General features: G+C 73.1%; 11 protein-coding genes and 1 tRNA gene. 6 read left to right on the top strand and 6 right to left on the bottom strand.

Annotated elements, in window-relative coordinates; genetic code table 11:
* From GPA02_RS16410 to tmk, 6 genes are all read right to left on the bottom strand, one after another.
* The coding region (locus GPA02_RS16410) for a hypothetical protein (RefSeq protein WP_156201522.1) at nucleotides 1-259 on the bottom strand (259 nt) is incomplete at its 3' end.
* Nucleotides 260-341: 82 nt separating this feature from the next.
* A complete protein-coding gene (locus GPA02_RS16405) occupies nucleotides 342-863 on the bottom strand; it encodes an RNA polymerase sigma factor (RefSeq protein WP_156201521.1) in 522 nt (173 codons plus the stop codon).
* Between the two features lie 161 nt (nucleotides 864-1,024).
* Nucleotides 1,025-1,100: transfer RNA gene (locus GPA02_RS16400), tRNA-Thr, on the bottom strand.
* Nucleotides 1,101-1,232: 132 nt separating this feature from the next.
* Nucleotides 1,233-2,744, bottom strand: a complete 1,512-nt coding sequence (locus GPA02_RS16395; protein ID WP_156201520.1) for an alpha/beta hydrolase — start codon at nucleotides 2,742-2,744, stop codon at nucleotides 1,233-1,235.
* A 62-nt stretch (nucleotides 2,745-2,806) separates the two neighbouring features.
* Entirely contained in the window at nucleotides 2,807-3,949 is a 1,143-nt protein-coding gene (locus tag GPA02_RS16390; RefSeq protein WP_156201519.1) for a DNA polymerase III subunit delta', read from the bottom strand.
* Nucleotides 3,946-4,569 carry a dTMP kinase gene (gene tmk, locus GPA02_RS16385; RefSeq protein ID WP_204986659.1) on the bottom strand — a complete coding sequence of 208 codons (624 nt, stop codon included), beginning with the start codon at nucleotides 4,567-4,569 and terminating at the stop codon, nucleotides 3,946-3,948. Before tmk ends, GPA02_RS16390 begins: the two co-directional genes overlap by 4 nt.
* Before the next feature lie 91 nt (nucleotides 4,570-4,660).
* Between tmk and GPA02_RS16380 the strand changes: the two genes are divergently transcribed.
* The 6 genes from GPA02_RS16380 (at nucleotide 4,661) to GPA02_RS16355 (ending at nucleotide 12,720) form a co-directional block, all read left to right on the top strand.
* A complete protein-coding gene (locus GPA02_RS16380) occupies nucleotides 4,661-5,662 on the top strand; it encodes a Gfo/Idh/MocA family protein (RefSeq protein ID WP_156201518.1) in 1,002 nt (333 codons plus the stop codon).
* Between the two features lie 106 nt (nucleotides 5,663-5,768).
* Nucleotides 5,769-6,134 (top strand): DUF485 domain-containing protein, encoded by a 366-nt coding sequence (locus GPA02_RS16375; protein ID WP_156201517.1) that lies wholly within the window; start codon nucleotides 5,769-5,771, stop codon nucleotides 6,132-6,134.
* On the top strand, nucleotides 6,134-7,717 hold the full coding sequence (locus tag GPA02_RS16370; protein WP_156201516.1) for a solute symporter family protein: 1,584 nt from the start codon (nucleotides 6,134-6,136) through the stop codon (nucleotides 7,715-7,717). The genes GPA02_RS16375 and GPA02_RS16370 overlap by 1 nt, the downstream gene beginning before the upstream one ends.
* Before the next feature lie 484 nt (nucleotides 7,718-8,201).
* A complete protein-coding gene (locus tag GPA02_RS16365; RefSeq protein WP_156201515.1) occupies nucleotides 8,202-9,722 on the top strand; it encodes a glycosyltransferase in 1,521 nt (506 codons plus the stop codon).
* Nucleotides 9,715-11,241 carry a glycoside hydrolase family 26 protein gene (locus GPA02_RS16360; RefSeq protein WP_240134101.1) on the top strand — a complete coding sequence of 509 codons (1,527 nt, stop codon included), beginning with the start codon at nucleotides 9,715-9,717 and terminating at the stop codon, nucleotides 11,239-11,241. Before GPA02_RS16365 ends, GPA02_RS16360 begins: the two co-directional genes overlap by 8 nt.
* 87 nt (nucleotides 11,242-11,328) lie before the next feature.
* A complete protein-coding gene (locus tag GPA02_RS16355; protein WP_156201514.1) occupies nucleotides 11,329-12,720 on the top strand; it encodes a UDP-glucose dehydrogenase family protein in 1,392 nt (463 codons plus the stop codon).
* Nucleotides 12,721-12,979: the final 259 nt, after the last annotated feature.

Genomic DNA, 12,979 nt, shown 5'->3' with positions numbered 1-12,979 from the left:
CGCCGGTCCCGACGACCAGCGACGCCGCGGAGCCCGCGAGCCAAGCGCGGCGCCGCCCTCGGCGGGCCCGCCGCGCGGCGAGCTCGTCGCGCTCGTGCGCCTGCTCGACGGCGCGCTCGTCGTCGGTCGGGACGCTCGCTGCGTCGTCGGCGGCCGTGCGCAGCTCGACGGCGCGGCGCAGCGCCGCGAGGTCGGTGCTCGCCTCGCGCGCGGGGTCCGCGGCCCGGAGCCGGGCGAGGGCCTCGTCGTCGGCGTTCATGGTCGTCCTTCCACGCACCGGTGGGGTTCGTCAGTGCGGATGTGTGCTGCGCGGCGGCCGTGTTGCACCCGGGTGAGCCGTCTCACGCCTCCACCCTCCCCTGCCACGCCTCGCGCAGCCGGGCTCGGGCCCGCGACAGCGCCGCCGCCGCACCGCCGCGGCTGATGCCGAGCGCCTCCGCCAGCCCCTCTCCGTCGAGGCCCTCCCACACGTGCAGCAGGAGGATCCGGCGGTCGCGCGGGCTCAGCCGCCGCAGCGCCTCGCGCACCTCGTCGTCCTCGACGACGATGTCGCCCGGGTCGGCCGCGTAGCTGCCGTCGACGTCGTCGGGCAGCTCGTCGACCGGCACCGGGCGGCCCTTGCGGCGGTAGTTGGCGAGCACGAACCCCGCGGTCCGGTACAGCCAGGGCAGCTCGTGCCCCTCGGGCACGTCGTCGCGTCGTCGCCACGCGGTGGCGAGCACGTCGGCCGCGAGGTCCTCGGCGTCGTCGTGCGGCGCACGGCGCAGGAAGTACCGGTGCACGTCGCGGGCGTGGGCGGCGAACAGCGCGTCGAACCAGGCCCGGTCGCGCGGCGCGGACGGCGTCGCGTCGTCGGGGACCATCGGCGCTCCGTTCGCAGGCGTGCGGGGTCGTGAGGGCGGGCCGCCCCCTGCCGAGGGTGTGTCGCCGTCGGGCAGATCGTTGCACGCGCGGGCCGACGGCGGGGGTGCGCCCCGCCGCGGACGCGAACGGCCCGGACGAGATCTCGTCCGGGCCGCACGGGTGGAGCCGCCTGTGGGAATCGAACCCACGACCTATTCATTACGAGTGAATCGCTCTGCCGACTGAGCTAAGGCGGCGCTGCCGGACACGGTCCGGCGACCGCCTACTTTACCCAAGCCTCCGGGGTGGGTCGAATCGAGCCCGCGACGCGGCTGCGTGAGCCTGGTCGCACCTGGCACAGAGCGATCAACCCGACCGCCCGCGGCGGGTCAGCACTGCAGCCCGTCGGGCGGGACCGTGCCCTCGACGAGGAAGGCGTCGACCGCCTCGTCGATGCAGTCGGTCGAGCCGTAGGCGGTGTGGCCGTCGCCGTCGTAGCTGAGCAGCACGCCGCTGGCGAGCTGGTCGGCGAGCGACTCGGCCCACTCGTAGGGGGTCGCCGGGTCGCGCGAGGTGCCGATGACGACGATCGGCGGCGCGGTCTCGGCCACGATCGGCACCCGCTCGGCGCTGGACTGGAACGGCAGCGTCGCGCACCCCACCTCGCCGTAGCCCAGGTAGGGGCCGAAGAGGTCGTTCGCCTCCGCGAGCGCGTCGGCGTTCGCGGTGATCTCCTCCCGGTCGAGCGTCACCGGGTAGTCGAGGCAGTCGATGAGCCGGAACGCGCCCTCGTCCTCGGGGTAGTGGCCGTCCTCGTCGCGCTCGGCGGCGTAGTCGGCCATGAGCAGCAGCTGGCTGCCGTCGCCGTCGAGCGCCTGCGTGAGCGCGCTGGTCAGCGTCGGCCACCAGGCCGGGCTGTACATCGCGAGGATGATCGCGCTGATCAGGGTCGCGTCCGTCGCCGGGCGATCCGGGTCCTCGGTCTCCAGCGGCGTCGCCTCGAGCTCGTCGAGCATCGCGACCGTGCGGTCCCACGCCTCGTCGACCGTGCCCGTGAACGGGCAGCGGGACCCGCCCAGGCAGTCCTCGAGGTAGGAGCGGTACGCCCGCTCGAACCCGACGTTCTGACCGGCGGCGATCTCGGCGTAGCCCAGCGCGGGGTCGACGGCGCCGTCGAGCACGAGCCGGCCCGCCCGGTCCGGGAACAGGTCGGCGTAGGTCGCGCCGAGGAAGGTGCCGTAGGAGAAGCCGAGGTAGGTCAGGGTGTCGTCGCCGACGACGCCGCGGAGGATGTCGAGGTCGCGCGCCGCGCTCACCGTGTCGAGGTGCTCCATGAGCGGCCCGGTGTTCTCCAGGCACGCCTCGCCGTAGGCCGTGCTGTCCGCGACGTAGTCCTCCCAGCCCTCGTCGGTGTCGAGGTCGTAGACCTTCGAGTACCACTCCTCGAGCTGGGCGTCGTCGAAGCAGCGCACGCCGTGCGACTCCCCCACGCCGCGCGGGTCGAACCCGATGATGTCGAAGGAGTCCTGCAGGGTGCGGGAGAAGTAGCTGGTGGTGGCCTCGACCAACTCGATGCCCGACCCGCCCGGGCCGCCCGGGTTGACGAACATCGTCCCGACCGCGGCGTCCCCGGTGTGGTTGAACCGCTTGACGGCGATCTCGATCGTCTCGCCGGCGGGGTCGTCGTAGTCCATCGGGACCTCGACGCGCGTGCAGTCGAAGTTGCTGCCGCAGTCGGTCCACTCGACCTCCTGCGAGTAGAACGGCGCGAGCTCGGGCGGTGCACCGCCGTCGATCGTGTCCCCGGCGGGCTGGATCATCGGTGCGGGAGCAGAGCACCCGACGAGACCCAGCATGACCGTCGCGAGCGCGGCGACGCCGGCCCCTCTCCTCGAACGCACCCGCTCAGTCTAGGGAGACCGTCCGAGCGCACCGGACCCCGCCGGTGGGCAGGGGTGCCCGCTCAGCCCTGCGGTCGCAGCGCGATGAACAGCGACTCGATCGCCAGCAGCGGCGCGATCGTGCCGTACTCGTCGAAGCGCGCCCGGGTGCGGCCGATCGCCTGCATCCGCCGCAACGACTGCTCGGGGGTGCTGGTGCGCGCCATCTCCTCGATCGAGGTGCGCGCCGAGGTGTTGACCAGGTCGACGTCCGCACCCAGCTGCAGCACCAGTACGTCCCGGTAGTAGGAGAGCAGGTCGACGAGCGCGCGGTCGATCGTGTCGAGCAGCGACCGGCGTGCGCGCCGCTTCTGGTCCTCCTCGAGCTGGCGCACCTGCGCGCGCAGCGACGGCGGCAGCGTCTGCCCCTCGGCGACACCGAGCGTGCGCATCAGCTCGATGCGCTCCTCCGCGTCGCGCTCGGCGGTGGCGACCTTGCTCTGCTCGGTCGCCGACTCGACCAGCTCGCCGGCCGCGACGACGGCGTCCCCGACGCCGCGGATCCGCGACGGGATCTCCAGCACCCGCTGCCGGTACGCGCGCGCCTCCGGGTTGCGGGCCAGCCGGCCGGCGACGCCGATGTGGCTCTGCGCCGCGCGAGCGCACTCGAGCGCCAGGTCGGGGTCGACGCCGTCGCGCCGCACCAGCAGGTCGGCGACCGCCTGCGGGTCGGGCACCCGCAGGTTGATCTGCCGGCAGCGCGACCGGATCGTCGGCAGCATGTCCATCGGGCTCGGCGCGCACAGCAGCCACACGGTGCGCGGCGGCGGTTCCTCGATGGCCTTGAGCAGCACGTTCGAGGTGCGCTCCGCGATGCGGTCGGCGTCCTCGATGATGATGACCCGCCACCGCCCTTGCGCGGGCGAGCGGTAGGCGGTCTCGACGAGGGTGCGCGCCTCCTCGATCGTGATGATCAGCCGCTCGGTCACGTGGACGGTGACGTCGGCGTGGGTGCCCGAGAACGCGGTGCGCGCCTCGTGGGAGGTGCCCTCGGGGTCGTCCGGCGCCTGCAGCGCCGCCGCGAACGCGCGCGCCGCGACCGAGCGCCCGGAGCCCGGCGGGCCGGTGATCAGCCAGGCGTGCGTCATCGTCTCCGGCCGTGCCGCGGCCTGGGTGAGCGTCGCCACCACGTCGTCCTGTCCGACGACGGCGTCCCACAGGCTCATCGCGCACCCTCCGCGTCGTCGAGCGCGGCGACGCGCTCGCGGACCTCGGCCGCGATCTCCTCGACCGGGCGCGCGGCGTCGAGCACGACGAACCTCTCGGGGTGCGCCGCGGCGCGCTCGAGGAACGCCTGCCGGGTGCGGTGGTGGAACTCCGCGCCGGCGCGCTCCAGCCGGTCGGGCGCCCCGGTGAGCCGCGCCGGCAGCTGCGTGGGGTCGAGGTCGAGCAGCACGGTCAGCCGCGGCAGCAGGCCATCGACCGCCCAGAGGTTGAGCTCCTCGACGCGCTCCGCCGTCAGGCCCCTGCCGCCGCCCTGGTAGGCGACCGAGGAGTCGAGGTAGCGGTCGGTGAGCACGACGGCACCGCGCGCCAGCGCCGGCCGCACGAGGGTGGTGACGTGGTGCGCCCGGTCGGCGGCGTACAGCAGCGCCTCGGTGCGTTCGTCGACGTCGTCGCCGTGCAGCAGCAGCTCGCGCACCGAGCGACCGAGGTCGGTACCGCCCGGCTCCCGGGTGGTCACGACCTCGCGCCCCTGCTCGCGCAACCACGCGGCGAGCAGCGCGAGCTGGGTGGACTTGCCGGCGCCGTCGCCACCCTCGAAGGAGATGAACAGGCCGGCCACCCGCCACACAGTAGCCGCAGCGACCGACACCCCGGAGCCCCTGCGCGAGACACCACGCGGGGTGCCCCCGCGGCCTCACTAGGGTGTGACGATGACCCTCGATCTCGGCCCGGATCCCGCCGACGCCCCGCCGCTGCGGTGGGGCATCCTCGCCGCCGGCGGCATCGCGCGGAAGTTCGCCGCCGACATCCCCCAGCACACCGCCTCGGCGGTCGTCGCGGTCGGGTCGCGCTCGCGCGAGCGGGCGGAGGAGTTCGCGACCGCCAACGGCGTCGCCCGGGCGCACGGCAGCTACGAGGACCTGGTCGCCGACCCCGAGGTCGAGGCCGTCTACGTCGCGTCGCCCCACTCCGAGCACCGCGACCACGCGCTGCTGGCGATCGAGGCCGGCAAGCACGTGCTCGTCGAGAAGTCCTTCACGCGCAACGCCGCCGAGGCGCGCGAGGTGCTCGACGCCGCCCGCGAGCGCGGCGTGTTCGCCATGGAGGCGATGTGGAGCCGGTTCCTGCCGCACATGGTCGCGCTGCGGCAGACGATCGCCTCCGGCGCGATCGGCGACGTCGTCACGCTCGTCGCGAGCCACGGCCAGCCGATCGCGCACGTGCCGCGGATGGCGCGCCCGGAGCTGGCGGGCGGGGCGCTGCTGGACCTCGGCATCTACCCGGTCGCGTTCGCGTTCGACGTGCTCGGCGAGCCGAGCAGCGTGCACGCGACCGGCTGGCTGACCGACGCCGGCGTGGACGCCACCCTCGCGATCACGTTCGGCTACGAGCGCGCGGTCGCGCAGCTGTCGACGACGATGCTCGCCCGCACCCACAACGTCGCCGAGATCGCGGGGACCGCCGGCCGCATCACCGTCGCCGAGACGTACTACGCGCCCACCTCGTTCACCGTGCACCCGACCGACGGCGAGCCGTGGACGGTCGCACCCGAGGTCACCGGCGGCTTCCAGTTCCAGGCCGCCGAGGTGGCCCGGCGGGTGCACGCGGGCGAGCTCGAGTCGCCCGTCCGCCCGTGGGCGGAGATCATCGGCACCCAGGTGGCGATGGACGAGATCCGCCGTCAGGTCGGCATGGTGCTGCCGGGCGAGTGAGCCCGGCGGGCACGGGCTGACCCGGCCACGACGCCTCGTCGGGCGACCCAGATCGGTTGACGCTTCATCCTTCGTTCGCCTGTGCGTGCGGTGCCCCTGCGCCACGATGGGTCGCGGGGGGGACGGGGAGGTGCACGTGACCGAGACACAGAGTCAGCCCGATCCGGAGGTGTTCCGGCGCACGCAGGCGTCGCCGGAGTTCCACGAGCTCAAGAGGTCCTTCCGAGGTTTCGCGTTCCCGATGACGGTCGCGTTCCTCGTCTGGTACCTGCTGTACGTCCTGCTCTCGACCTACGCCGTCGAGCTCATGTCGACGCCGGTGATCGGCGACGTCAACCTCGGCCTGCTCATCAGCTTCGGGCAGTTCGTGACGACGTTCCTGCTCACGTGGCTGTACGTGCGCCACGCGAACCGGAGCATCGACCCGAAGGCCGAGGCGATCCGGGTCGAGATCGAGGAGGGGCAGGTCTGATGGACGTCGGCAACCACCTGCTCAACATCGTCATCTTCGGGGTGTTCGTCGCGATCACGCTCGCGATCGTGCTGCGCGTCTCGCGCGGCAACCGCACCGCCACCGAGTACTACGCGGGCGGCCGGGCCTTCTCGGGCCGGCAGAACGGCATCGCGATCGCGGGCGACTACCTGTCGGCGGCGTCGTTCCTCGGCATCGCCGGAGCCGTCGCGCTCTACGGCTACGACGGCCTGCTCTACTCGGTCGGGTTCCTGGTGGCGTGGCTCGTCGCCCTGCTGCTCGTCGCCGAGCCGCTGCGCAACACCGGCAAGTACACGATGGCCGACGTGCTGTCGTTCCGGATGCGCCAGAAGCCGGTGCGGACGGCGGCCGCCACCTCGACCCTCGTCGTGTCGTTCTTCTACCTGCTCGCCCAGATGGCCGGCGCCGGTGGGCTCGTGGCGCTGCTGCTGGGCGTCTCCGACCCCGGGCAGCAGGGCCTCGTCATCGCCGTCGTCGGCGTCATCATGATCGTCTACGTGCTGGTCGGCGGCATGAAGGGCACCACCTGGGTGCAGATCATCAAGGCGGCGCTGCTCATCGCCGGCGCCGCCGTGATGACGCTGTGGGTGCTGGTCCAGAACCGCTTCAACATCTCCGCGCTGCTGGCCAAGGCCGCCGAGGCGTCTCCGGAGGGCACCCGGATCCTCGAGCCGATGCTGCAGTACGGCGGCAGCGAGATGTCGAAGCTCAGCTTCGTCTCGCTCGCGATCGCGCTCGTGCTGGGGGCGGCCGGGCTGCCGCACGTGCTCATGCGGTTCTACACGGTGCCGACCGCCAAGGCGGCCCGGCACTCGGTCGCATGGGCGATCGCGCTCATCGGCGCGTTCTACCTGTTCACGCTGATCCTCGGGTACGGCGCGACCGTGCTCGTCGGGCCGGAGGTCATCCGCGACTCCCCGGGCGGCGTCAACTCCGCGGCGCCGCTGCTGGCGTTCGAGCTCGGCGGCACCGTGCTGCTCGCCGTGATCTCCGGCGTGGCGTTCGCGACCATCCTCGCCGTCGTCGCCGGCCTGACGATCACCGCCTCGGCGTCGTTCAGCCACGACGTCTACAACAGCGTGATCCGCAACGGCTCGGCCACGCCGGAGCAGGAGGTGCGGGTCGCGCGCATCACGGCCGTCGTGATCGGGGTGCTCGCGATCGTCGGCGGCATCCTCGCCAACGGGCAGAACATCGCCTTCCTCGTCGCGCTGGCGTTCGCCATCGCCGCGAGCGCGAACCTGCCCTCGATCCTGTACTCGCTGTACTGGAAGCGGTTCAACACCCGCGGGACGCTGTGGAGCATCATCGCCGGCCTGACGAGCGCGCTCGTGCTCATCGTGTTCTCGCCCGCGGTCTCCGGGAGCGAGACGGCGATGCTGCCCGACGTCGACTTCGCGTGGTTCCCGCTCACCAACCCGGCCCTGCTGTCGGTGCCGATCGGGTTCCTCGCCGGCTGGCTCGGGACGATCACGTCGAACGAGACCGACGACGCCAAGCAGGCCGAGATGGAGGTCCGCGCGATGACCGGTGTCGGCGCCGAGAAGGCCGTCGTGCACTGACGTCGGCCGCGGGGTCGGTCGGCTGCGCCGGGACGACGCAGGGGGCGCGGAGGGTGCGAGGCAGACCTCGCACCCTCCGTCACGTCCGGAGGGTGCCCGCATCCCGAGCACGGGTGTTACCCCCGCGTAAAAGATGACGTGTCGATCTTCGCGCGCGTCCGACGACGTCACCCCACCGGGGACCGTCCCGGTCCCCCTCGGCGCCGGTCACCTCGACCGCGCCCACGACGACGCGCGAGCGTGCCGCTGACCTGCGAGGACGCGACCGGTCCACCCTGCGAGCACGACCCGCGGAAGCCGCCTCTGAGCGGCCGACCACGCCGTGCCGACGGTCGGACACGCCGTCCGTTACACGCATGTTCCCGCCGATCCGGGTCGCCGGCAGCCGTTGCACGGGCGCCGGGCGCCTGCTGATACTCGAGACGCGAGCCAGGGTTCCCGACGTCGCGAATCACCACACGTGACGAGTGCGGAACGAGGGTCGATGTTCATCTTTCTCCTGCAGGTCCGGCACATGCTGGGCGGCCACCCGGAGATCTACATGTTCGCCGTGTACTCGGCGCTCATCTGGCTGGTGTGGGCGGTCAAGGTCGTGCTGTCCAGGCGCTACCGGCCCTTCACCGGCACCTTCACCGGCACCACGAGCGTCGTCGTGCCGGTGGTGGACGAACCGGTCGACCTGTTCCGTGACGTCCTCCGACGCATGGTCGACCAGCAGCCGGGCGAGATCATCGTCGTCATCAACGGCGACCGGAACCCGGCGCTGGAGGGCGTCTGCGAGGAGCTCGCACCGCTCGTGCGGTGGGTGCACACACCGATCCCCGGCAAGCGCAACGCCGTCAAGGTGGGCACCGAGCTGTCGACCGGCGAGATCACCGTCCTCGTCGACAGCGACACCGTGTGGACCGAGGGCACGCTCGTCGAGCTGCTGCGGCCGTTCGTCGAGGAGTCGGTCGGCGGCGTCACGACCCGGCAGCGGATCCTGGAGCCGGAGCGCTCCTGGATCACCCGGTGGGCCGACTGGCTGGAGAACTCCCGAGCGCTGTACGCGATGCCGGCCCAGAGCGTGCTCGGCCAGGTCGGCTGCCTGCCCGGCCGCACGATCGCGTTCCGTCGCCACATCCTCATGCGGGTCATGGACAAGTTCATGACCGAGCGGTTCATGGGGGTGTTCCTCGAGGTCAGCGACGACCGCACGCTGACGAACCTCACGCTCAAGGCCGGCTACCGCACCGTCTACCAGCACACGAGCCTCGTCTACACCGACGCCCCGCTGCGGCTGAAGAAGCTCGCGAAGCAGCAGCTGCGGTGGGCCCGCGGCAGCCAGTACAACACCCTGCGGATGCTGCCGTGGATGCTGGCGCACGCACCGGTGCTGGCGTTCTTCTTCGTCCTCGACATCGTGCTGCCGTTCCTGCTCGCCGGCGTCATCGGCGGCTGGGTCTACCGCGCGGCGGTCGGGGCCGGGCACAACTTCTACGCGGGCTTCCTCGACGAGTACGGCCTGCACAGCGGGATCCTCATGGTGCTCGCGCTGATGGTGGTGTCCTCGGTGCTGTCGATGGCGCTGCGCCAGCTGCGGCACCTCGCCGAGAAGCCCAGCGACCTGCTGCGGCTGCCGTTCTTCATCCTGTTCTCGACGGCGTTCCTCATGCCGATCCGGATCATCGGGTTCTTCCGCATGGGCCACGCGAGCGGCTGGGGCACCCGGGCGGGCGCCTACGCGGGCGGCGCGTCCAACGACGCCCTCGTCGACCGCCTGGCGGAGTCGGGCCGCCCGATCGTGCGGGGTGCCGAGGCGTCCGACGAGGAGCTGCTGGCGGGCCTGGGGTTCGACACCGAGCCGCACACCCCGGGAGCCGTCGCCACCTCGCCGCGGCGCGCGGCCCGCGCCCGCGTCGCGGCGCCGGCGCCGCCACCGCAGCGCCGGCTCAACCCGAAGGCCGCCTGGCCCTACGTCATCGGGGCCACCCTCCTCGCCATCCAGGGAGCACTCGTTGTCTGAGCACCGCGCTGCATGGTGGGCCGGCGGCGACGCCACCACCGCCCGCAAGGCGACCGTCATGGCGCTCGTCGTCGCGCTCGCCCTCACCGGTGTCAGCGCGCTGGTGTGGGCGTCGCCGCAGGCGGCGCTGTCGCGCCACCTGCTCGCCTCGGTCATCGAGCGGCTGGAGACCGACCCCGGGCCGGACCCCGACGAGCTGGTCGCCGAGCTGGCCTCGCTCCAGCAGGCCTACGCGGCCGAGACCGCGACGACGAGCGAGCTGGAGAACCAGGTCGCCGAGCTCGAGGCGGCGCTGGAGACGGCCAACGAGGCGCTGGCGTCCTCGCGCGGGGAGAACGTGCGGCTGGAGTCCGCGCTCGCCGCCGCCCGCACGCGGCCCGGGGCCGACGACCCCGGGCCGGGCACCGGCGGCGCGGACGCTCCCCCGCCCACGATGCCTGCGCCGTCACCGTCGGGGGGCGACGGCGCAACCCCGGACCCGGGGCCCTCGCCGAGCCCGTCGCCGAGCCCCACACCACCGCCCGAGCCGCCGGTCACCGCGCCGCCGCTCGCCGACCTCCTCGCGCCGGAGCTGCCGCTGTACGGCATGTACACCCAGCAGGCGCCGTTCAACTGGGCCACCTACGACGACACCTCCTCGCGGGTCGGCGTCCGACCCAACGTGGTCGGCTACTTCGGCGGCTGGGACCAGCCGTTCCGGCCGGACGCCGTCGAGCGCTCGTGGGCGCGGGACACGATGCCGGTGCTCACGTGGGAGTCGCGCCCGATCGGGTCGCCGAACAACGTCGTCGAGGAGCCCGAGTACTCGCTGCCGCGGATCCTCTCCGGCGCGTTCGACGACTACCTGCGCACCTACGCGCGCGACATCGTCGAGCTGGGGCTGCCGCTCGGCATCCGGTTCAACCACGAGATGAACGGCACCTGGTACCCGTGGAGCGAGACGACGAGCTCGGGCGCCCCGATCAACGGGAACAGCCCCGGCGACTACGTGCGGGTGTGGCGGCACGTGCACGACATCTTCGAGGCCGAGGGCGCCAACGAGCTCGTCGTGTGGATCTGGGCGCCGAACATCATCAACAACCTGCCCGCCGCGCACAAGACGCCCGAGCACCTCGCGTCGCTGTACCCGGGCGACGACTACGTCGACTGGGTCGGGCTGTCGGGCTACCTGCGGCCCCCGTACCGCGACGGCCAGACGTGGACCTTCGACTACACGTTCGGTCCCAGCCTCGAGCAGCTGCGCGACCTCACCGACAAACCGATCCTGCTCGCCGAGGTCGGCGCGTCCGAGACCGGCGGTCACAAGCCCGCCTGGGTCACCTCGTTCTTCGACGGCCTCGCCCAGCCGGAGAACGACGACATCCTCGGCTTCGCCTGGTTCAACCTCGCGATCACCACCTACGTCGAGGGCCAGCGCACCACCAACGACTGGCGCATCGACTCCCGCGCCGACTCCCTGGAGGCCTTCCGGGAGGGCCTCCTCGACCCCGCCCTCGGGTACCAGCTGCAGCCGTACTGACCAGGAGCACCCGTGCCACCGCGCAACGTCCGCCGCCTCCTCCGCCTCGCACCGACCACCAGCCACCGACCCCACCCGGGAGGACCCATGAGCCCGTCCACCGACACCACCGCCGCACCCGTCGTCAGCGTCATCGGCACCGGTTACCTCGGCGCCACCCACGCCGCCGCGACGGCCGAGCTCGGCCTCGACGTCGTTGGCGTCGACGCCGACCCCGCCAAGATCGACGCGCTCGCCCGCGGCGAGGTCCCGTTCTACGAGCCCGGGCTGCCCGAGCTGCTGCGACGGCACACCGAGACCGGCCGGCTGCGGTTCACGACCAGCGTGGCCGAGGCGGTCGCGGCGGCCGACGTGCACTTCGTGTGCGTCGGCACCCCGCAGCAGCGCGGCAGCAACGCCGCCGACCTGTCCTACGTCGAGGCCGCGACGCTGGCGGTCGCCCGGTCGCTCACGCACGACGGGCTGATCGTCGGCAAGTCGACCGTGCCGGTCGGCACCGCGGCCCGGCTGCGCACCCTGGCCCGCGCCGCGGCGCCCGACGGCGTCGAGGTCGACCTCGTGTGGAACCCCGAGTTCCTGCGCGAGGGCAAGGCGGTCGAGGACACCCTGCGACCCGACCGGATCGTCGTGGGCAGCGAGCCCGGCACCGACGTCGAGCCGCTGCTGCGGGTCTACGCCCGTCCGGTCGAGGACGGCACGCCGCTGATCCGCTGCGACCTGCCCACCGCCGAGCTGGTCAAGGTCAGCGCCAACGCGTTCCTGGCCACGAAGATCTCCTTCATCAACGCGATCGCCGAGGTGTGCGACGCGGCGGGCGCCGACGTCGCGGTGCTCGCGGACGCGCTCGGCCACGACGCCCGGATCGGCCGGCAGTTCCTCGACGCCGGCCTCGGGTTCGGCGGCGGTTGCCTGCCCAAGGACATCCGCGCCCTCGCGCACCGCGCGGGCGAGCTCGGCGCCGGGCGGGCGGCCACGCTGCTGCAGCAGGTCGACGAGATCAACATGGCGCAGCGGCAGCGGGTCATCGACACCGTGCTGCAGGTGTGCGGCGGCTCGGTGCTCAACCGCCGCGTCGGGGTGCTCGGTGCGGCCTTCAAGCCCCGCACCGACGACGTGCGCGACTCCCCCGCCCTCAACGTCGCCGCGGCGCTGCACCTGCGTGGCGCGCAGGTGGTCGTGTTCGACCCGCAGGCGGGCGCGACGGCGCAGCGCCAGTTCCCGACGCTGGGCTACGGGGCGTCCGTGGCCGAGGCGGTCGCGGGCGCCGACGTCGTGCTCGTCCTCACCGAGTGGGACGAGTTCGCCCACGCCGACCCGGCCCGGCTGCGCGCTCTCGTGGCCAGCCCGCAGGTCGTCGACGCCCGGCACTGCCTCGACGAGCGCGCCTGGCGTGCGGCGGGCTGGTCGGTCCACGGGCTCGCACCGGCGCGGGAGGCGCCGGCCGAGCCGCGCGCGCAGGACGCGCTGGTTCCCGCCTGACCGCCTCGCACGGGATGGCCCGGCAACGACGCCGGTCCGCGAGGCCCCGCAGGGGGACGGCGAAGGGCGCGGGGTTCTCCCGCGCCCTTCGGCGTGCCTCGGGTCGGGCACGGCCGCGGGTGGCGGGGAGCCGTCGCCCGATCTGCGGACGCCCACGGACCCGGGACGGCGCATCGAGCGACGGCTCTCCGCCGGAACCGGTGGGTGCTGGCAGCGCACGGGGTCCGTGGACCCGACCGCGTGCACCGCACAGCTGCCG

The sequence above is a fragment of the Actinotalea caeni genome (assembly GCF_009733795.1).
In the GTDB taxonomy this organism is placed as follows: Bacteria; Actinomycetota; Actinomycetes; order Actinomycetales; family Beutenbergiaceae; genus Pseudactinotalea; species Pseudactinotalea caeni.
This window is presented reverse-complemented; position numbering and strand designations above follow the sequence as displayed.